The 20,571-nt window shown below is 61.6% G+C and carries 18 protein-coding genes; 8 read left to right on the top strand and 10 right to left on the bottom strand.

Annotation, left to right across the window (positions count from 1 at the left end; all coding sequences use genetic code 11):
- Positions 1-161: 161 nt before the first annotated feature.
- The 8 genes from ACR65W_RS13935 to ACR65W_RS13900 all read right to left on the bottom strand — a co-directional run bounded on the left by ACR65W_RS13935 (position 162) and on the right by ACR65W_RS13900 (position 8,539).
- Positions 162-1,037 carry an NAD(P)-dependent oxidoreductase gene (locus tag ACR65W_RS13935; protein WP_434501202.1) on the bottom strand — a complete coding sequence of 292 codons (876 nt, stop codon included), beginning with the start codon at positions 1,035-1,037 and terminating at the stop codon, positions 162-164.
- A gap of 3 nt (positions 1,038-1,040) precedes the next feature.
- Positions 1,041-2,093, bottom strand: a complete 1,053-nt coding sequence (moaA, locus tag ACR65W_RS13930; protein WP_434501201.1) for a GTP 3',8-cyclase MoaA — start codon at positions 2,091-2,093, stop codon at positions 1,041-1,043.
- Positions 2,094-2,224: 131 nt separating this feature from the next.
- A complete protein-coding gene (locus tag ACR65W_RS13925; protein ID WP_434501200.1) occupies positions 2,225-3,235 on the bottom strand; it encodes a sulfotransferase family protein in 1,011 nt (336 codons plus the stop codon).
- Positions 3,236-3,290: 55 nt separating this feature from the next.
- The gene (mbnF, locus tag ACR65W_RS13920; protein ID WP_434501199.1) at positions 3,291-4,940 is read right to left on the bottom strand and encodes a methanobactin biosynthesis FAD monooxygenase MbnF; all 1,650 of its coding nucleotides are present in this window, start codon (positions 4,938-4,940) and stop codon (positions 3,291-3,293) included.
- Positions 4,937-6,238 (bottom strand): methanobactin export MATE transporter MbnM, encoded by a 1,302-nt coding sequence (gene mbnM / locus ACR65W_RS13915; RefSeq protein WP_434501198.1) that lies wholly within the window; start codon positions 6,236-6,238, stop codon positions 4,937-4,939. The genes mbnF and mbnM overlap by 4 nt, the downstream gene beginning before the upstream one ends.
- Entirely contained in the window at positions 6,235-6,816 is a 582-nt protein-coding gene (gene mbnC, locus ACR65W_RS13910; protein WP_434501197.1) for a methanobactin biosynthesis protein MbnC, read from the bottom strand. The genes mbnM and mbnC overlap by 4 nt, the downstream gene beginning before the upstream one ends.
- The gene (mbnB, locus tag ACR65W_RS13905; RefSeq protein WP_434501196.1) at positions 6,794-7,621 is read right to left on the bottom strand and encodes a methanobactin biosynthesis protein MbnB; all 828 of its coding nucleotides are present in this window, start codon (positions 7,619-7,621) and stop codon (positions 6,794-6,796) included. The genes mbnC and mbnB overlap by 23 nt, the downstream gene beginning before the upstream one ends.
- Before the next feature lie 78 nt (positions 7,622-7,699).
- On the bottom strand, positions 7,700-8,539 hold the full coding sequence (locus ACR65W_RS13900) for a methanobactin precursor domain-containing sigma factor (RefSeq protein ID WP_434501195.1): 840 nt from the start codon (positions 8,537-8,539) through the stop codon (positions 7,700-7,702).
- 723 nt (positions 8,540-9,262) lie between these two features.
- Between ACR65W_RS13900 and ACR65W_RS13895 the strand changes: the two genes are divergently transcribed.
- The 6 genes from ACR65W_RS13895 to ACR65W_RS13870 all read left to right on the top strand — a co-directional run bounded on the left by ACR65W_RS13895 (position 9,263) and on the right by ACR65W_RS13870 (position 17,235).
- Positions 9,263-9,832: a DUF2946 family protein gene (locus ACR65W_RS13895; protein ID WP_434501194.1), complete on the top strand. Its 570-nt coding sequence runs from the start codon at positions 9,263-9,265 to the stop codon at positions 9,830-9,832.
- A gap of 160 nt (positions 9,833-9,992) precedes the next feature.
- The gene (locus ACR65W_RS13890; protein WP_434501193.1) at positions 9,993-11,072 is read left to right on the top strand and encodes an MbnP family copper-binding protein; all 1,080 of its coding nucleotides are present in this window, start codon (positions 9,993-9,995) and stop codon (positions 11,070-11,072) included.
- Positions 11,069-12,247: an MbnH family di-heme enzyme gene (locus tag ACR65W_RS13885; protein ID WP_434501192.1), complete on the top strand. Its 1,179-nt coding sequence runs from the start codon at positions 11,069-11,071 to the stop codon at positions 12,245-12,247. Before ACR65W_RS13890 ends, ACR65W_RS13885 begins: the two co-directional genes overlap by 4 nt.
- A gap of 42 nt (positions 12,248-12,289) precedes the next feature.
- Positions 12,290-14,695: a TonB-dependent receptor family protein gene (locus ACR65W_RS13880; RefSeq protein WP_434501191.1), complete on the top strand. Its 2,406-nt coding sequence runs from the start codon at positions 12,290-12,292 to the stop codon at positions 14,693-14,695.
- Positions 14,696-14,901: 206 nt separating this feature from the next.
- Positions 14,902-16,755, top strand: a complete 1,854-nt coding sequence (locus ACR65W_RS13875) for an extracellular solute-binding protein (protein WP_434501190.1) — start codon at positions 14,902-14,904, stop codon at positions 16,753-16,755.
- Between the two features lie 105 nt (positions 16,756-16,860).
- The gene (locus ACR65W_RS13870; RefSeq protein WP_434501189.1) at positions 16,861-17,235 is read left to right on the top strand and encodes a gamma-butyrobetaine hydroxylase-like domain-containing protein; all 375 of its coding nucleotides are present in this window, start codon (positions 16,861-16,863) and stop codon (positions 17,233-17,235) included.
- 74 nt (positions 17,236-17,309) lie between these two features.
- Here ACR65W_RS13870 and ACR65W_RS13865 read toward each other — a convergent pair whose 3' ends face one another.
- Both ACR65W_RS13865 and serA read right to left on the bottom strand, forming a co-directional pair.
- Positions 17,310-17,933: a L,D-transpeptidase gene (locus ACR65W_RS13865; RefSeq protein WP_434501188.1), complete on the bottom strand. Its 624-nt coding sequence runs from the start codon at positions 17,931-17,933 to the stop codon at positions 17,310-17,312.
- Between the two features lie 204 nt (positions 17,934-18,137).
- The gene (gene serA, locus ACR65W_RS13860) at positions 18,138-19,724 is read right to left on the bottom strand and encodes a phosphoglycerate dehydrogenase (protein ID WP_434501187.1); all 1,587 of its coding nucleotides are present in this window, start codon (positions 19,722-19,724) and stop codon (positions 18,138-18,140) included.
- Between the two features lie 161 nt (positions 19,725-19,885).
- Here serA and ACR65W_RS13855 point away from each other — a divergent pair, with 161 nt between their 5' ends.
- Together ACR65W_RS13855 and ACR65W_RS13850 are read left to right on the top strand one after the other, a co-directional pair.
- Positions 19,886-20,137 carry an antitoxin gene (locus tag ACR65W_RS13855; protein ID WP_434501186.1) on the top strand — a complete coding sequence of 84 codons (252 nt, stop codon included), beginning with the start codon at positions 19,886-19,888 and terminating at the stop codon, positions 20,135-20,137.
- 8 nt (positions 20,138-20,145) lie between these two features.
- Positions 20,146-20,556, top strand: a complete 411-nt coding sequence (locus tag ACR65W_RS13850; RefSeq protein WP_434501185.1) for a type II toxin-antitoxin system VapC family toxin — start codon at positions 20,146-20,148, stop codon at positions 20,554-20,556.
- The last annotated feature ends 15 nt before the right edge of the window (positions 20,557-20,571 follow it).

Here is a 20,571-nt window from a genome sequence, read left to right as displayed (position 1 = left end):
AGGGCTCCCACAGGGTCATCGGGAATTTCCCCAGATCGCTACTCAAACGATGCGAACCTGGACGCTTCCTCTTTTGCCGGGGAGAAACGCAGCGCCCCCGCTAATGGTTCCGCCGCAGTCGCGAAATTTACGAAATTTTAAGATTTGGCCATAAATCCGCCCTATCGCTCAAGACGGGCGATGAGGCTCGACGTGTCCCAGCGCCGCCCGCCCATCTTCTCGACCTCGGCGTAGAACTGGTCGACCAGCGCCGCGACCGGCAGCCGGGCGCCGTTGCGCCGCGCCTCGGCGAGGCAGATCGATAGGTCCTTGCGCATCCATTCGACGGCGAAGCCGAAGTCGAACTCGCCGGCGAGCATTGTTTTCGTGCGATTTTCCATCTGCCACGATTGCGCCGCGCCGTTCTTCAAAAGATCGATGACGTTCTCTGCGTCGAGGCCGGCGGCGCCGGCGAAATGGAGCGCCTCCGCCAGGCTCTGGACGAGGCCGGCGATGGCGATCTGGTTGACCATCTTGGTGAGCTGCCCGGCGCCCGGCGGCCCCATCAGCCGGCACGCCCGCGCGTAGCACGCGATCACCGGCTCCGCCTTGGCGAAGCTCGACGGATCTCCGCCGCACATGACGGTCAGCGCGCCCTTTTGCGCTCCGGCCTGGCCGCCGGAAATGGGCGCGTCGATGAAGCCGAAGCCGCGCTCGGCCGCCGCGGCGTGGAGTTCCCGCGCAACCTCCGCGGACGCCGTCGTATGGTCGACGAAGATCGCTCCCGCCGACATGCCGGCGAAGGCGCCGCCGTCGTCAATCGTCACCGCGCGCAGATCGTCGTCATTGCCGACGCAGGAAAAGACAAATTCCGCGCCGTTCGCAGTTTCGGCTGGAGTCGAGAATCCTTCGGCGCCGGGGAACTCGGCCACGAATTTCTCCGCCTTGGCGGCGGTGCGATTATAGACCCGCACCTGGTGGCCGGCGCGATGAAGATGGCCGGCCATGGGATAGCCCATGACCCCAAGGCCGATGAAAGCGACGGACGTGGGCTCCATCACTCAGCCGCCCGTCATGCTCATGTGGCGGGAGACGACGGGCGCCGGCGCGGTTCGATCGATGACAAAATCATGGCCCTTGGGTTTGCGCAGGATGGCGGCCTCGATCGCCTGGTGCAGCAGCGCGTCGTCGGCGCTTTCGCGCAGCGGCGCGCGAAGGTCCGCCGCGTCCTCCTGGCCGAGGCACATATAAAGCGTCCCGGTGCAGGTGACGCGCACGCGATTGCAGCTTTCGCAGAAATTATGGGTGAGCGGCGTGATGAAGCCGATGCGCCCGCCCGTTTCCCGCGCACGCATGTAACGCGCGGGGCCGCCGGTGCGATAGTCGATCTCGTCGAGCGTGAAGGCTTCGCTCAGCCGATCGCGCACCTCCTGCATCGGCAGATATTGGTCGGCGCGTTCCGGGCCGTCGAGTTCGCCGAGCGGCATCACTTCGATGAACGTCATGTCCATCCCGTTTTCGTGGGCGAAGCGCACGAGCGGGACGAATTCGTCTTCGTTCATGCCTTTCAGCGCCACGGCGTTGAGCTTCACTTTGAGGCCGGCGGCGCGGGCGGCGGCGATTCCCGCCAGCACCTGCGTATGCGCGCCGGTGCGGGTCAGCGCCTTGAAACGATCGGGGTCGAGCGTGTCGAGAGAGACGTTGACGCGCCGCACGCCGCAGTCGGCGAGTTCGGCCGCGAAACGCGCAAGCTGCGAGCCGTTGGTGGTCAGCGTCAGCTCCTCCAGCGCGCCCGTGTCGAGATGGCGCGAGAGGGCGCGAAACAGCTTCATCACGTCGTGGCGCACCAGCGGCTCGCCGCCAGTGATGCGCAGCCTCTTCGTTCCGCGCGCGACGAAAGCGGAGCACAGCCTGTCGAGTTCCTCGAGCGTCAGCAGGTCGCGGCGCGGCAGGAATTGCATATGTTCCGACATGCAATAGACGCAGCGGAAATCGCATCGATCCGTGACGGAGACGCGCAGATAGGAGATCGTCCGCCCGTAGGGGTCGACAAGCGGCGCCGGCGCGGCGGCCGCGGGCGTCGCAATTGCAGGCCCTCTGGCGTGGGCGTTCATCCTTACCTCGAACCGGCGGAAATTCGGCGTCCTCCATATATTGCCGGAACGCCGTCCCGTGAAGCCCACCCGTTGGGTCGCCAAGGGCTGGGACCAAGTGCAAGGAGAGGTCCGCCGCGGAATGTGGCCTCTTATCGGGCGGCGCCCCAGCCGAAGTCCTTGTCTAGAAGAGCGTAGAGTTCTTCATTGTAGGGCCGGAAAAACTCGGCCAATTTCTCCCGAAGTCCGTCCTCGAGCGTTCCGGGCGGACCCGGATTTTGCTCTTCGATCACGAGCGGCTCGACTTTGGGCAGACCAAGAAACGCGTAAATTTCCTTCGCGGTTGATCGCGGGTCGTGAAAAAATTCCGCCGCATCGACGATGAAAACGCGGTCTCTGCCGAATTGCTCGAACAGCAAGCGCAGAAAGGGCGCGTAGATGCTGTGGCGCAGATAGCCGGCGCGGGCGCCGGAAAACGCGTGCGGCTCCATGCCGCCGCCGCGTATAGTCGCCTTTTCAACTTCGATCAAGGTTTCGAAATCCGGAAAGCCCCTCCAATGCGGGTCCTGCATCTTGCGGCTGATGAAACGCTTCTGATCCCATCGCCAGTGCGAAAAGGTGCGCTCCACCGGATCGCGCAGAACGCAGATGATGCGCATGTCTGGAAACATCGACCGGGCCAAAAAAATCCAGAGGGGATTGGGCATGACCGGCGTGCAGTAGCCGGTGATCGCGCCGCCGTTTCGCTGCTCCGCCGCCCTTTGCGCCGCGAGCGTCGGAAAATACGCCATCAACTCGCGCATCGTCTCCGTGAAGGAAATTTCCTTCGACAGCGGCAGCACGACGTGCGGATGCTGGAAAATATAAGAGGAGAGAAAAGACGTGCCGGAGCGCACGGCGCCGATCGATGCGAAGGACGGCGCCATGCGTTGGTTGGAGCCGAGGGTCCGCGCCCACACCCGCCATTTCGGCGGATTGAAAAAGTAATAGGAGCGGAATTGACGCTTCGCCCGAAGGGGCAGGGCTTCCAAAATCCCGCTGGCCCGCGACAGCCGGTTGAAGTCCTGGTAGGGGGCCTGGATCGTTTCGAGCCGCTTCGGATCAACCGCGGGAATCGGCTCCAACCGGGACGGCGCGCGGAGTTCCGGCGAAAGGATGGACATTCGACTACTCTCCTTTGCGATGATTTTTCTTTGGAGCAGGATGACAAGGTTGCGCCTAGCTTGCGTCGACGAGCGTAGCCTTGAGACCGCCGCTGGATTGGCGCGTGTCGAAACCGCGCACGCGCGCAAAACTCGCTTCGAGCGTCGCGAGAGCGTCGGGACTTCGGCCTCGCGAGCGCCAGGCGATGAATCCGTCTGGCCGCACGAGCAGCGCGCCTTCGGGCGAAACGCGCAGGCGCGGCAGAAACAGCCCTTCGGGATCATCGACGTCGAAGCCGAGGCGGCAGACGCCAAGCGGCGCGCCTGAACGAAGGCCGACACGCTGCGCCGCCTCGATCCAGTCGCCGCCGCCGTCCGGACCGGCGAAGAGCATGAAACCGCGTCCGATCAGATCGTGAGAGGAGATCGTCTCATCGCCGCGCCGCAACCAGACATGCGCGAGGCGCGTTCCCGGCGCGCCGCTCGGGTGAAGAGGATCCTCGACGCATGCGCCGTCGTCGAATTCATCAGCGATGATCACGTCGGAGCGATACCGATAGCCCATCGCGGTTTCGAGCAGACCGTATTCGTCTTCCCGAATGCGCAGTTCCTGACGATCGGGCAGGAGACGCTCAACGTAATTGGCGAAGGCTCTCGCGATCGCGATTCGCGCCACGGGCTTGCGCTCAATCTGATAGGTATCGAGCAGTGTGGGAGCGGCATGGCCCTTCACGACAAGCGCCAGCTTCCAAGCTAGGTCCGCGGCGTCCTGGATCGCGGTTTGTCCTCCCAAGCCGCCGACCGGCGGCACGATATGCGCACAGTCGCCGGCAAGAAACACCCGACCAAAGGACATGCGATCGGCAAGAAGAGCGGCCATCCGCCAAGGACGAACGTCGAGAATCTTGACCGCGAGATCAGGGACGCCAAGAGATTGTCGAACCAGTTCTCGGCATCGTTCTTCGTTGAAATCGGATGCCTGATCGCGGGAAGAATCATATTCTATGTTGATCTGGCCGCGATTGGGCTCGTCGCAAGTGACGAAGGCGCCGCTGAACGCCTTGTTGCGAAAATAATAGAGAGCAAACCCGTCTCTTTGCAGGATTGCGCCGAGATCGGCCTCGAACAGCACCGACATCGCATCCGCGATCACTCCCGGGCCTTCCATTTTCACGCCGCCGGCGTCGCGGATTGTTCCGCCGGCGCCGTCGGCGGCGATCATATAGTCGGCGAGCACGGTGGTTTCTCGTCCCGACGCCTCGTCGCGCAAAATCGCTTCAACGCCGTCCTCTCCTTGGGAGAAGCGCGCCAGCGCCGTCGAAAATCTGACATCGGCGCCGTTCACGCGGGCGAAGCGCAGCAGCACGGGCTCGACCCGGTCCTGGCCCGCGGTGCATATCTTGCTCGGCGACACGCGAGTCGCATCGAGCGACATCTTGGTCACCAGCGTCTCAATCGGCGGACCTGTAACGGTCTCCGCAATGATGACCGTTGTATCGTTTGCGCCGGTGCGGCTTGCTGCGAACAGCGCATCCTCCAGGCCATCGACGACGCGAAGAACCTCCATGCTGCGCCGGTTCAGCCCATGCGCTTTCGGCAGCCGCGACGTTGACGCGCGTCGCTCCACGAGGATGCAAGGAACGCCGCGCCAGGCGAGGAGCGCCGCCGCGGACAGACCGGCATAGCCTGCGCCGACAATGAGAACAGGGACTCGTTCCACGCTCATTGGACACGTCCTTTCAAGCGCAACGGGACGCCAGCCGGCTCCCCGGGCGCGGATCGAAGGTTAAGCCAGATCAAGAAAACGGCGAGGGCTTCAGGCCAGATGAGAGATTGATAGGCGATCTCCGGACGGTTCACGGCGAGTCCAAATAGAATGAACAGCGGCGCGATGAGCCACTGCGCAAGCACATCGACCGAGGTCAGCTCTGCGAATGAGCTCTGCGCGAGCGTCAGTCCTCGGACGATACTGCCGACGAAGCGGATTGGCAGGGAGAGCGCCAAGCAGGCGACGAATACGGACCACCAGGCTCCATGTTGGCGGTAAAGGGTCGCGCCGATCCAATCGCGCCCGAACAGCAGTATGACTGCGGCGGCCAGTGTGATTGGCGCGCCGACACGCACCACTGGCGCGAGCGCCGGCGTCCAGTCGCCGTGAGCTTTCGCCGGAAGGCGGATGGCGATAAAGCGCGTCAGCGTAATCAGTGGACCAATTACGAACAGCATGAAAGTTTGGGCGGCGGCAAATGAGTCGAGACGCTGGCCATTGGCGCCGTTCTGCCAGGGGAGCGAAAAGAGGGCCAGCGTGAAGAGCATCGCCGCCCGCGGGGAGAGCACGCGCAACGCTTCCCAAAACGTTCCGCTTAGAAAAGAGCGGACGAACGCGATTTCCGGGACGCGTATTCTACGCGCGCCATGCGCCTCCAGCCGACTCCACAGCCAAAGCGAAGCGATGGCTGAAACGATGCAGCTCGCGAGAAAACATCCCGCGAAACCAAAGCCGAGGGCCTGCATGAAAAGGACGTTGGCCCCGGCTTTCACGGGAATTTCCGCGAGTTTCCATGTGAGCGCCGAGCCGCCGCGTCCGAGGGCGTGCAACAAGAATCCTTGCGTATTCGAAAGAACGCGAAAAGGCGTGCCGGCAACGAGCCAAACGATAGGGGCGCCGATATAGGGAGCGGCCGCGGCGTCCCCCATCAGAGCGTCAAGAAAGATCGGATAGGCGAAGAAGCCGAAAATCGCCGTCGCGACGCCAAGCGCGAGGGAGAGCGCGCAAGTCTTTTCGATTGCCTCGGCGGTCTCGCCATTCTTTTGCGCATGGCCGAGCGCAATCGCCGCAACGGCGGCGCAAGCGATGGTGAGGGCGACATCGAGCAACGCGATGCGCATCAGAATCGCATAAGCTCCCGACGCGCGGCCGCCCAGTCTCGCGACCATGGCGAGATCGATTTGCATAATAAAGGCGGCCGCGGAAGTGCTGGCGAACAGGTGCCAGTATCCGCGCCACAGCGGCGCGCTTGTCATCGCGCCAGGCTCTGCCACCCCGGAAAGATGTCAAGTTCGAAGGACTGCAGCGTAAAGTAGCCAAAAATATCCGGAGGCGCCGGCAGCGGCTCCTCGGGTTCGATAAGTTCGATCTCGCGTCCCAAACGAACGCTGCGGCATTTCCAGCCGATGACAAGATTCATCGTGTCTGCGCATCCGATGACGATTCCGCAATCTCTGCCGCGATCGAGGATCGCCCAACGCGCGGCCGACGCCGCCATGACCGACCGCAGATATTTGTCGTCAGCGAGCAACCGCTCTTTGAACGGCGATTGGCGCAGCCAAGCGTAGACCCACAGATAATAGGACCAGTCAAAGGCGAGCTTCTTCTCTCCGGCCCAGGCCATGAAGGGTCGGAAGATCGACATCCCGTCGAGACCGGAAAGCTCCAACAGTTCGGGGCAGATGTCGAAGAGCGTGTGCCAATACATGCGCAGGCTCACGTCGATCCGCACGAAGGCCCTGTGGTCCGTAGGATATTTTGCGTTCAGTTCCGGCGACATCAGCGCCGGGTAGAGATCGCGATCAGTCCGACTAGGCAGAGAGAGCAAGATCATGACGCCTTTCTTCCGGTTGGCCGAACAGCTCTCGCAACAACTTCAGATCGGCGACGACATCGTCAAATTCGATCCGGTCGTCGCGCTCATAGGTCATGGTCGCGCCGGGCTTGTCGAAGACCGATCGGAAATCTCTTAGGAAGGCGAGCGTGTCCGGCGCCAGAGCCTCTGCGTGAGTGTCCAGCGAGATGAAAGGCTCGACCAGGGAATGCCTGTAGCCCGCGACATGGAAATGCCGGGCTTCGGCAATGACGTTACGCCAGGCTTCGAATGGCGTCCCGCAATTGCGATGGGAGCAAACGGCGTTGGACGCGTCGAACAGCACGCCGGCGCCAGTTTCTTTCATCAGGCGCTCGAAGAAGGCGGGCGCCTCTCTCCCCCCGTCCATGATGGAGGGATAATTTTCAAAATGGATGCGTTGTCCGACGATTTCCTGCCAGGCGACGACCCTGTCGCGGACGGATTCATATTCGGTGGAATAGTCGATTTCACCCAAGTGAAAAAAAGCGCGCCCTTCATGAGTGAAGCGCAGAATGTGGTCGGAGACGTACATCGGATTCAGCACATCGATGTAGTCTCGAAGCCGCGCCGCAAAATCGACCAGCGTCGGCCGATCGGCTTCTAGAAACTTCGAGTACATAATATGCAAGCCGATCGGACAATCGAACGCCTTGGCCAGTTCCTCCGGATCGACGCAGAAAAAATTGTCGATCAGAAATTCACAGTAGTCGATATGCCCTTCCGCGAGCAGCCTCTGAACCATGTCATAGGTGTCGCCGAGCGTGAAATTGAAGCCAAGCCGCATCTATTGTCGCCCTCGTCTTGCCGCGACTGACGTCGCTTGCGCCGCTGGCCGGGGGCCGACGGCGCAAACTGATCGTCCTTAGCCGTTCGTGGCGGCGCAGGTCGAAGCGCACATGGCGCCGGCGCGGCCAACAACGTTAAGAGTAATGCGCTTGGCGATACGGATGGTCATAGGGGCCTCCCCTTTTGAGTTCGTCTGGAAAGTCCAGACGGGCTCCGCAGCACGCGGGACCCGAATGGTATGACGAGCGAGGCCGCAAAAATCGGACAGCATGCGACGAGATTTTTTTCGGGCCGAGGGGATTGTTATGTCCATCGCATCCCGGGCGACCGACGGCGCGTCCGATGGCGCCGCCAAGAACTCGCGCGGCGAAGCCGCCGCCTCGAGAGGCGGCGCGGCCACGGGGTCGCTCGGCCGCGGAATATCGAAGGCGCGATCGAAATGCTCGAGCGCCCGACCCAGGCTGCGATTGACCGTCCTCAAGGAAACGCCGAGTTCCTGCGCGATCTCCGAATGGCTGAAACCCAGAATCCGGCTCATCAGGAATATCTGACGACAACATCGCGGCAGCCGCGCCAGGGCTGCTTGAACGTCCCGCGCCAGGCCGAATGCGTCGAGAGCCGACGTGATTTGCGCGTCTCGAGCGGGCGACTGGAACCATGCGCCGTCTTCGGCAAGCGCTCGAGCGTGCGTTCTTTGCCTTCGAAGATTGTCGATCGCGAGCGTGCACGTCATCTTCGACACATAGCCGCGCGCATTCGAAATCAGTTCGCCACGGTCGCTTTCCAGCATTTTGAGATAGGCTTCCTGGACCAGGTCTTCGGCGTCTGCCGAGCCGATCACGCGGCGCGCCCGCGTTATCAGATCGCGATGATGGCTTCTAAACAGTCGGTCGATCGTCTCATGGGACTTCTGCATCAGCGCCTCCCCGCTTGTCTCCAAGCGCGCCGATTATCCAAAACGCATCACGCCGAGCGGCCGCAGGGGCATCGGCGATGCGTGGTTTCGATCCGCGGACGTCATTGCTTCCGAACGCGCGGATGTACGGCCGTGTCTTTAGACGGGGGAAGCGCGCGCCGGCGGCGTTGCCGACAGCGTTCGGGAAACGGGAAGGATCGGAAGAGCGAGAACGCTGATTCGCGCCGTTGGAAAGGACAGGCGCGCAACCTGATCATAGACGCAGAAGATCTGCGGCTGAGCGTCGCAGCAGGCGATACAGTCCGAGCAAGAGCCATCGTCATCGCCCGGCGCGTGAGGCGCCGCGGGAATCGCATCGCTTTTGCAGACTACGGCCCGGAACGACAAAGAATGAGATTGAGCGCGCGCGGCGACAGTCGAAACGCCAGCGGCTTGCAGCAATATCGCAACGAAAAGAATGAGCCGAACGAGCATGGATTGCCGCCAACCATTGCCTACGGTGCGCGGATCATAGGCGCGAAGCAATCGGGCGGCAATACGAAAACTTCTTATACGACGCGCGCATGGCGGAACGATAAGGGTCCGATAAGGCGAAGGCGCGTTGACAAACCGCAACGATCGGGGCCCTGCTGCGCTGTCTCAAGTCGCCACAGGATCTTCATAACGGACGAAAGACTCTGTGCCGGAGACTCTGCGCCGGCGGTCGCGCCGCCATTTGGAGTGATGTCGGAGCGCACGGCTTCTTCGCGCCCGTCAATTGAAAAGACAAAGCGAAATTGCAAAGACCAAGTGTGGCTACAGCGCAACAGTTCTAAATATTGCAAAAGTTGGGCAATAACCGTCGTTGACAAGTTAATCCTCATGCACTCAGAATTCGTTATGCGGCAAGACAAGACAAAAATGCGGCGGTTCATGCGTCCGATCGTGGCGGCCGCTGTCGCTTGTCTGCTGTTTCAGCAAGCTTTGGGTCTTATTTTTTCTCACGGACGCCACGGCGGGGATTTCGGCGCGTTCCTAAGCTCTCCCGTAGCGATGGCGAGCGAGCTTTGCGCCGACCAACCCAATGGCGACGGCAAGGCCCCGCATGTTCAGCACATGCACTGCATGGCTTGCTTTCTCAGCGACCGAAACGACGACCTCGGAGCAAAGGTTCTCTTATCCGCCGTCGTTCTCGTGCTGGCGCCCTTGTCTGAGACTCCTCCTGTTTGGCCGGAAGAGCGCGATCTCGCGCCGCCGACCACGCAGTGGCCCAGAAACAGGCTCTCTCGCGCACCGCCGTCGCTTCTCTCCTAAGAGAGCGCGTTAACGGTCGGCTGCCGGGTCTTCGACCCCTCACTCGCCATTTCCCTCGCGTTTGATTTTCGCGTGCGTCTCTGACGCGCGCCGCCGACACGCGTCGCGAACGCGTGCGGCCAACAAACATCTCAAAAATCGTGCTGACAGGAGAGGAATCATGCGCGCATTCACTCGATTTACGGCCGTCGTCGCCGGTCTCGCGGCCGTTGGCGGCGCGCAGGCGGCGGCTAAGGGCGACGGCAACGAAAGACAGCCGGTTGCGATACGCTTTGCGCTTGCGGCGGGCGATCAGCCGGTCGAATGCGGCCGCGACATCGCGGGTCTTGGTACCGGCGGACAGCCGGCGCAGCTCCACGACGCCAGGTTCTACATCGCCGCGCCGGCGCTGATCGACGCCGCCGGGCGCGAAGTTCCCATCGAACTGGAACAGAACGACTGGCAATACGCCAACCTCGCTCTGCTCGATTTTGAAAACAAGACCGGCAAATGCGTCGGCAGCGCCGACATCAACGACACGATCAAGGGATCGGCGCCGCGCGGCCGCTACAAAGGGTTCAGCTTCGTCATTGGCGTTCCCAGCGTCGTCAAGGACAAGGACGGCAAGGACGTCATTCTCAACCACTCGAATTTCGCCACCGCGCCCGCGCCGCTCGATCTTCAGTCGATGACCTGGAATTGGCAGGCTGGCCGCAAATTCATAAAGATCGAAGTTGATCCAGAGGGGGGCGTGACTCGTCCGCCGCTCAAGCCGAAAAGCCCGGCGGACGCAGCGAATGGCGCCGGCGCGCAAGGCGACAAGTCCAGCGACAAGTCCGACGGCGGCGCGCCGGCGATGGCGGACGCGCCCAAGGCGGCGCCGCTGCGCGTCAACTCGGATGGGACGATCACCGTCTCGACCTGGATGCTGCACCTTGGTTCGACGGGCTGTCGTGGCGACGCGACGAAAGGCGAAATCACGTCCTGCGCCAATCCAAATCGCATTCCCGTGAAACTCGCGTCCTTCGACTCCGCGCGGCAGCGCGTCGTGCTCGATTTGAAGTCGCTCTTTGCCGGCATCGACCTTGGGAAAGACCAGGGGTTTTCGACCGGCTGCATGAGCGGTCCGGCCGATCCCGAATGCGCGCCGATGTTCGAAAACCTCGGACTGCGGCTCAAGGAAACCGCGCCCGACGCCAATGACGCCGGCCAGTCCTCCGGCGCGTCGACGAAGATTTTCCGCGCGGAGGTGGCGAAATGAAGCGCGATACTCTGATCCTCCTCTTCGCCGCAACTCTGATCGCGGGCGGCGCGCAAGGCGACACAATCCCGAGCGCGGAATCCTGGCGCTGGACCTTGCCCGAGTTCATGCCGCCGCCGCGCGTTCCCGTCGACAATGCGATGTCGGAGGCGCGCTTTCAGCTCGGGCGCAAGCTCTTCTATGACCCGCGTCTGTCGGGAAACGGCAAGGAGAGTTGCGCCTCATGCCATGAGCAGCGCCTGGCGTTCACCGATGGCCGCCCGGTCGCCGTCGGCGCCACGGGCCAGCATACGCCGCGCAATTCGCCCAGCATCGCCAACGCCGCCTGGCGCGCCACGCTCACGTGGGCGAATCCGGCGATGGTGACCCTCGAAAGGCAGATGGAAGGCCCGCTGTTTGGCGAAGAGCCGATCGAGATGGGCGTCAATGACAAGAACCGCAAAGAGATCCTCGCGCGTTTCGACAGTGACGCAGATTATCGCCGCGATTTTGCGGCCGCCTTTCCCGGCGAGGCGGATCCAATCAGCTTCGGCAACGTCATCAAGGCGATCTCCGCCTTTGAGCGCGGCGTCGTCTCGGCGTCGTCGAAATATGATCGCTATCTTGAAGGCAAAGCGACGCTCTCTCCTGAAGAGACACGCGGCAAGGATCTCTTCTTCGGCGAGAAGGCGGAATGCCATCACTGCCATGGCAGCGTGAATTTCGACGATCAGTTCTATCACGCCAAAACGCGCGAGGTTGAGACGCCGTTTCACAACACCGGCCTCTATGATCTCGACGGCAAAGGCGCCTATCCGGAGCCCAATCGCGGCGTGTTCGAGAACACGCATAATCCCGCTGAGATGGGGGCGTTTCGCGCGCCGAGCCTGCGCAATATCGCTGTCACCGCGCCTTACATGCATGACGGCAGCGTCGCGACGCTCGATGACGTGATCGACATTTACGCGGCCGGCGGACGCAATGTCACGAGCGGTCCTCTCAAGGGCGACGGTCGGTACAACGCAAACAAAAGCGCGTTGATCGTGCCCATCGATCTATCGCCGCAAGAAAAGAGCGATCTGATCGCCTTTCTGAAAACGCTGACCGACGACTCCCTGCTGACATCTCCCCGCTTCGCCGACCCCTGGAAACCGGCGTCGACCGCAAACGGATCAACGCGTGCGCCTGCTCCATGAGTTTCACTTCGAGTTTCACTCCCAATTAGGAAAGCAAAGAAGATGACGTCCCGGTCGAAATTGATGCATGGCGCGGCGCTCGGCGCTCTCTCGCTCTTGTCCGCCGCCTCCGTCGCGCACGCGCAGCAGGCGCTTCCGCAGATCACGATCGGCGCCGCGCCGGTCAGGCCTCCCGCCGTCCGGGAATCGACGGCGGGCGAAGAAGGAATCGCGCCGGGCTTTAGCGCCGCCCGCGCGAAACTGCCGATCTATCGGGACCCGCCCGGCGAAACGATGACGATCGTCAACACCAAGTTCCTCAAGCCGACGCCTCTAGCGGATGTCCGGAGGGTGTTGGAATACAGCCCCGGCGTCTCCATACAGCAAGGCAATAATGCGCGCGATCTGTTTATTTCGATTCGCGGCTCCGGCAATCGGACTGGTGTCGGGTTTCCAACTGGCATCCGCAATATCATGCTGTACGAAGACGGGTTCCCGATCACAACGGCCGACGGCAATGGCCGCACCGACCTGCTCGATCCGCACGCTTTTGCCGCCGTCGACGTCTATCGTGGTCCTTCGTCGGCGCTCTTCGGCAATTACGCCTATGGCGGCGCGATCAATTTCCGTTCCTTCTCAGGCGCCGAAATCGACGGCGTCCATACAGGTTCGGAATTTGGCAGCTTCGGCTATGTCAACAATTACGTTCGGGTCGGAAAGGCGGTGGTCGACAGCACGCTCGGCGCCTTCGATCTGTCGTTTTTTGCCTCCGACGCCAATAGCAGCGGCTATGCCCGCAATTCTTTCTCAGGCAAACAAGCCAAGCTTCTCGGCAGATGGGACGTGACCCCTACCGATCGTGTTATCGTGAAATACATCGCCAACAACTTGAGATCGGAGTTCATCAACCGAGAAAATATCAATGTGTTCTACCTCAATCCATTTCAACAAAATTATGGCTGCTCCACCGCTGTCCCCCTGAACCTCAACTTATGCAACAATCTGAATGTGCCGGTGAATGGCATATCGGGCGCGACCACTCGCCAAAGCGTCTGGCAGCTTGGCACTCATCAACACTCTCTCAGACAGATCGGCGGCGTTCAGTTCGAGCATGACTTCAACAACGCCACCACCTGGCGATCCCAATTCACGTACGACTATCTCGATAACATCAGTGGAACTTGGCCGCCGCCGATAATTGGCCCCGGCGGCCAGGGCGGCCCGGTCGCCTTGAGGGGACCAACGGTGGGCATCACCGCGCAGACCGACATTACCAGTCACATTCCGATCTTTGGATTTCCGGCGACACATTTTCTCCAGTTCTTCTACAGCAACGCCAAAACTACCAATCCGCTCTTTAATCAGATCGCGAATAGATGGTACAGCGGCGCAATCGGCGCGCAGGTCGGCAAGATCGATTCCTATACTTCAAACATTGGTCTGCGCGCGCGTGAAGAGATTGCGCTCGCTCCGGGCCTGACTGGCGTCGTGGGGTTCAGCGCCAACTGGAATCGCGTTTGGGGCGTCAGCACCGCCTATAACTACCCCGCCAATCTGGCGCCCAGATTTCCGACTCAGATCGCCGTCGACAATGACTATTGGAACACGGCGCCGGAAGCGTCGCTCACTTATCGCTATAACCCCGAGTGGCAAGTGAGGGCGCGCTATGCGACGGGCTACAGCACCCCGACATTCGTGTTCCTCACCACTACCCGAAGCGGATTCGGACAAAATCCCCTGAAGGCCCAGACCAATATGGGCGTCGATCTCGGGATCGACTGGACGCCGCGCCCCGATCTCACCGTCAGCGTAACCGGCTTCAACGAATGGCATCGCAACGAGATTCTGACGTTGAGCAATGGGCTCACCAGCTATTCGCAAAATATTCCCTCCAGTCTCCACCGCGGCGTCGAACTCAACGCCGATTGGCGCCCCTATGATGGATGGCGGCTGATCGCGGCCTATACGTTCAACGATCAGTTCTTCACCAATTACTGGGACGATCTCGGTTCGGTCCGGGGGCGAGCCGTCTTATATAATCGCTCCGGCAACAGGATTCCCAACGTGCCGCCGCATACTGTGACGATGCGCGTCGGATACGACCAGCCATACGGCGACCTTTCGGGTCTCGGCGCTTACGCCGAATATATTCTCAAGAGCAATTATACGATCGACAACGCGAATTTCACCACTCTGCCGAGCTACAGCCTGTTCAATCTTAACGCGCACTATAATCACGACTTAGACAACTTCTATGTCAAAAATATCGAGCTCTTTTTCGAGGTCTCGAATATTTTCAATCGAACCTATGTCGCCGGCGCATTCGTGGTGGCCAACTCGCTCCTCGCCGGCACCGCGACACAAACGCCGCTGGTCTGGCCGACAGGCGGCCTGGTGACGGCGCAAGGCGCCGGCATCCTCGCCGGCCAGCCGCGCGCTTTCACGGGAGGCATCAAACTCAAGTTCTGATTCGATCGGGCGTCGCCCCTCTTTGGGGCGGCGCCCGCCAGACAAGCGCCATTCAGCGAAGCTTCGAGAACGCTCTCAACCGCGACATCTTTTTTGAACCAGTAATGCGCCGCGCGATGCGGCGACAACGATCAGCAGTTCGTAAAATTGGAGACTGCCCGAGCCAAATAGCTTCAGCACGCCAATTTGGCGAAGGAGGCGATGCAATGCTTAGCGTTGGGCAAGCAATCGGACGCATGATCGCCGCCGCGGGTTTTGCGGGTCTCCTCCACGCCGTCGCGGTCTTGTTGTCCGCTTCGGCGCTTGCGGAAAATCTTTCAAACCCTCCCGTCACGCATGGTCTCGCGCTCTATGGCGAACCTGCGTTGCCGAAGGATTTCGCTCATTTTCCTTATGCAAATCCCCACGCGCCGAAAGGCGGCGCGCTACGGCTCGGCCGGCGCGGGGGATTCGAGAGTCTCAATCCGTTCAACGCCAGATTCGGGGTCGCGCCGCAGCTCATCATCGACAATGTGCTGCAAAGCCTGATGACCCGATCGCAGGACGAACCCTATTCGCTTTATCCGCTGATCGCTCAATCTGTCGAAATCGACGACGCCCGCGAGCACGTCACATTTCACCTCGACCCTCGGGCGCGTTTTTCCGACAAAACGCCGATTGTCGCCTCGGACGTTTTATTTTCCTTCGAATTGCTCAAGTCGAAAGGTCGGCCGAATCATCGCGTGATTTTCGCTTCGATGACATCCGCCGTGGCGCTCGACGAACATACCGTGCGTTTCGATCTGACCGGCGTGAAGGATCGCGAAGCGCCGCTCATTCTCGCCGCCATGCCGGTTCTGTCGAAGAAGGCGACCAATGTGGAGCGCTTCGACGAGCTCGATATGACGATCCCGCTCGGCTCTGGCCCTTATGTGATTTCAGAGTCCAAAGCAGGTTCGCGTCTGGTTTTGCGCCGCGACCCCGACTACTGGGCCCGCGACATACCGACCCAACGGGGACTCTATAATTTCGACGAGATCGACGTCGACTATTATCGCGACGGCGCGGCGCTGTTTGAGGCGTTGAAGGCGGGGCTGATCGATTATCGCGAGGAGACGAGCGCCGCGCGTTGGTCGACCGGTTATGATTTCACCGCCGTTCGCAGCGGCGCCGTTGTGAAAGAAGCGCTACGCCCCGGCCGGCCGACGGGGATGGAAGGTTTTGTCTTCAATCTGCGCAAAGCCATTTTTCGCGACGTGCGGCTGCGCGAAGCCATCGCCATGATGTATGACTTCGCGTGGATCAACGCCAAGTTCTACGGCGGACTCTATACGCGCACGGAGAGTTACTTCGGCGAGTCGGACTATGCCTCGACGGGGCGTCCTGCGAGCGCCGCCGAGCGCGGTTTTCTTGCGAATTTTCCGGGCGTCGTTCGCGACGACATTCTCGAGGGGCGTTGGCGTCCCGTGCAGCACGACGGTTCGGGGCGCGATCGCACGGTCGCGAAGCGCGCGCAAACGCTTCTCGCCACCGCCGGCTACGTCCTGGTCGACGGACGCCTCCAGAAGAATGGCGTTCCCGTCATATTCGAGATCATGATTCGCGATCGCGACGAAGAGCGGCTTGCGCTCAATTTCGCCGCTTCTTTGAAGCGCATCGGCATCGAAGCAATTCCGCGCTTATATGACGAAGTCCAGTACCAGCGCCGGCGGCAGCGCTTCGAATATGACATGATAACCGGGCAATGGCTGGCGTCCGCTGTGCCTGGTCAGGAACAGTTGAACCGGTGGACGACGGAAAGTCTCAATCGGAAAAATTCGGTTAATCTCGCCGGCGCCGCTTCGCCGGCGCTCGACGCCGCGCTCGACAATCTGCTAGCGTCCCGGACGAAGGCGGACAGCATTTCGGCGGCGCGTGCGCTTGATCGCATATTGCTCTCCGGATTCTATTTCGTGCCTCTGCAGCACGTGAACGCCATCTGGTGCGCGCATCGCGCCGCGATCCGCCATCCTGCGCACACGCCGCTTTTTCCGATGTTTCCCTTCGGCTTCACTTTGGAGAGCTGGTGGCGCGATCAGTGAGGATCGTGTTGGCGCTCTTCGCGCGAAGGCGATAGAAATCTTTGGAGACGGCCGGAGCTCGGCCCGCAAATTGCCTCGCACCAACCAAAAGTCCTGGAGACGCACATGGGGCAGGAGCCCTGGCCAACTGAACTGCGCCTCTCGGAAGGCGGACGGACGCTGAACGTCTCCTTCGACGATGGCGCGCAATTCGCGCTCAGCGCCGAGTTGTTGCGCACGCAGAGCCCGAGCGCGGAAGTGCAGGGCCATTCTGCGAAGGAGCGCAAGACCGTCGGCGGCAAGCGCAATGTCGCGATCATCGCGGTCGCGCCGGTCGGCAATTACGCCGTGCGGCTAGACTTCGACGACATGCATCGCACCGGAATCTACACATGGCGGTATCTGCGCGAGCTTGGCGAGACGGCAGCGGAGCGGTTTTCGTTCTATCTCGAAGAGCTTGCAGCGAAGGGGCTCGATCGCGACCGGCCTGGAGAAAAATAATTCTTCAAAAAAATAGTCCTGCAAAATGAATCGGCCGGCGCGCGCGCCGGCCGCTTAAAACGCGCTGCTAAGACTTACCGCGTCACGACGACTCGGGTGCCGACCTTGACGCGGTTGTAGAGGTCGACCACGTCGTCATTGGTCATTCGGATGCAGCCCGACGACACGGCCTGGCCGATGGTCCAGGGCTCGTTCGAGCCGTGGATGCGGTACAGCGTGCCGGAGAGATACATGGCGCGCGCGCCGAGCGGGTTGCTCAATCCGCCCACCATATGCCTCGGCAGGTCGGGGCGGCGGCGCAGCATCTGCGCCGGCGGCGTCCAATCCGGCCACTCGCGCTTATGGGCGATGTAACGCGTGCCGGCCCATTCGAATCCCGGTCGGCCGACGCCGACGCCGTAGCGGATCGCTTGGCCATTGCCGAGCACATAATAGAGTCGACGCTCATTGGTGGCGATGATCACCGTGCCGGGCGCATATCTGGCGTCGAAGGCGACGGTCTCGCGCGGAACGGCGACCGCCTGCGGACGCCCGTCGCTGGTTTGCGGGGCGAAGGAGCCGCCGCCGAATAGCGCGGTGAAAGGGTCGACGACCGGCGCCGGGGCCGGCTGCGGCGCAGGGCTGCGCGCGGATACTGGAGACGAAAGGGCGCCGAGCGCGCCGAATGCGCAAATCAGTGCAAAAGCGAGACGCCGCATGGTTTTCCCTTGTCCAAGTGTGGTCAGACGTCGCGCCGAGCCGAATTCGCGACGCAGACGCGCTGATGATTACTCCCGCAGGCCGCTCGCGCAAGCAAGCGGGCCGACGCGCGAAACTCAGGACGAGCCGCGTTTCTTCCGGGAGAGTGGCAGACTTGCAACACTGCCGCCGCGCGCCGACGGATTATCAACAAAGAGCGTTACTCAGAATTTAAGCGTCGTCGCCTGCTTGACGCCGGGCAGGCTTTTCAGGGCGGCGAGCGCCTGCGGCGGCAGTTCGCCGTCGATGGCGACGAGCGCGACTGCGCCGCCGCCGGGCCTGTCGCGGCCTAGCGCGAACGTGGCGATATTGACCTCGGCTTCGCCGAGCACGCCGGCGAATCTGCCAATGAAGCCGGGCCTGTCTTCATTCGTCAGATAGATCATCGACGGCGCGAATTCGGCGTCGACGCCAATCTCGCCGATGCCGATAATGCGCGGCTTGCCGTCGTGGAAAACCGTTCCCGAAACGCAAATTTCGCCCTGCGCGGTATGCGCGCTGAGCGTGACAAGAGATTCATAGTCGCCTTGCGCCTCGCGGGTGATTTCCTCAATCGCCAGGCCGCGCTCCTTGGCGAGGATCGGCGCCGACACCGGATTGACGTCTTCGAGAATGGGGCGAAGCAGCCCCGAAATCGCAGCCGCCGTAATCGGCCGCGTCTTCTGCAACGCGACGGCGCCTTCGTAGACGATCGACAATGTGTCGACGCCGGCGACGGCGACCTGACCCACGAAGAGACCGAGCTTTTCGGCGAGTTCGACGAAGGGCTTCAGACGCGGCGCCTCTTCGGCGCTGATCGAGGGGAAATTCACGGCGTTGGCGATCGCGCCTCGGGTGAGATAATCCGCCATCTGCTCGGCGATCTGCAGCGCGACCTTTTCCTGCGCCTCGCTCGTCGAAGCGCCGAGGTGCGGCGTGCAGACGACGTGCGGATGGCCGAACAATGGGTTTTCGGTCGCCGGCTCCTGCGCGAACACGTCGAAGGCGGCGCCGGCGACATGGCCGTCGTCGAGGGCCTTGCGCAGCGCCTCTTCGTCGACCAGCCCGCCGCGCGCGCAATTGATGATGCGCACGCCCTTGCATGTCTTGGCGAGGTTTTCCGCCGAGAGAATATTCTTCGTCTGCGGCGTGAGCGGCGTATGCAATGTGATGAAGTCGGCTCTTGCCAAGAGTTCGTCGAGGTCGACCTTTTCGGCGCCAAGCTCTTCGGCGCGCTCTTGGGTGAGATAAGGATCGAAGGCGATCACGCGCATCTTCAGGCCGAGCGCGCGTTCGGCGACATTCGCGCCGATATTGCCGCAGCCAATGATCCCAAGCGTCTTGCCGGTGATCTCGACGCCCATGAAGCGGTTCTTTTCCCATTTGCCGGCCTGGGTCGAGGCGTCGGCGGCGGGAATTTCGCGGGCCAAGGCGAACATCAGCGCGATGGCGTGTTCGGCGGTGGTGATGGAATTGCCGAAGGGCGTGTTCATGACGATGACGCCGCGCGCGGTGGCGGCGGCGACGTCGACATTGTCGACGCCGATGCCGGCGCGGCCGACGACCTTGAGCCGCGGCGCCCGCGCAAAGATGTCGGCGGTCACCTTCGTCGCCGAACGGATCGCGAGTCCGTCATAGTCGGCGATCGCGGCGGCAAGCTTGTCCTTGTCTTTTCCCAGCGTCGGTTCGAAGTCGACGTCCAGTCCGCGCAGGCGGAAAATCTGCGCGGCGGCGGGCGAAAGAGAATCCGAGATGAGAACGCGCGGCGGCATATGATCATCCTGCAAAGAAAGGAATGAGCGGCATTGGGCGTCTCAATGTGGAAGCGCGCTTGCGCTGAACGCAATCTAGATTTTTGGCGGCGACCGAAGAAGGGCTGGAAAACAATCAAAAAATTTGGTATCTATCATAAATAGATATCATAAGAGGCGACATGACCGCCACCGCGAAGTTGTTCCAACACGGCCGCAGCCAAGCCGTACGGCTTCCGAAAGAATTTCGTATGCCGGGAACGGAAGTGCGCGTGAGCAAGGTCGGCGACAAGGTCATTTTGGAGCCGTTGGAAAGGCCGCCTTTCGACGTCGAGGCCTGGCGTGCAAAGCTCGACGCCTATCTCGATACGGACTTTCCGGAGCTCCCGGACGAAGCTCCGCTCGAACCCGATGATGAAGTCACTTTCGATTGAGGCGGCGCATGTTTTGTCTCGATACGAATGTGATCATAGGCGTAATGACCCGGCGCGCGCCTCACCTTGACGAGCGGTTGAGAGCCGAGTTGCATTGCGGATCGCGCTTGCTCGTCCCCACGCCGGTCCTTGCCGAGCTTCGCTATGGCGCAGCGAAAAGCGTGGCGCCCGAGAGGAATCACGCTCGACTCGACGACTTCCTCGCGGCCATATCCGAAATCGCGACTTTCGACGCTGATGACGCGCGTGCCGCAGGCGACATTCGCGCTTATCTTGAAGGTCATGGCAAACCGATCGGTCCCTATGACGTTTTGATCGCCGCGCAAGCGCGCCGGCGCGGCGCCGTTCTCGTCACTGCCAACCGCCGCGAGTTCGACCGCGTGCCGGGCCTGATGGTGACGGACTGGAGCGATTCGTAGCGGCGCGGCGATCTC

Origin of the sequence: Methylocystis sp. (assembly GCF_051062815.1) — a bacterium.
Taxonomy (GTDB): Bacteria; Pseudomonadota; Alphaproteobacteria; order Rhizobiales; family Beijerinckiaceae; genus Methylocystis.
This window is presented reverse-complemented; position numbering and strand designations above follow the sequence as displayed.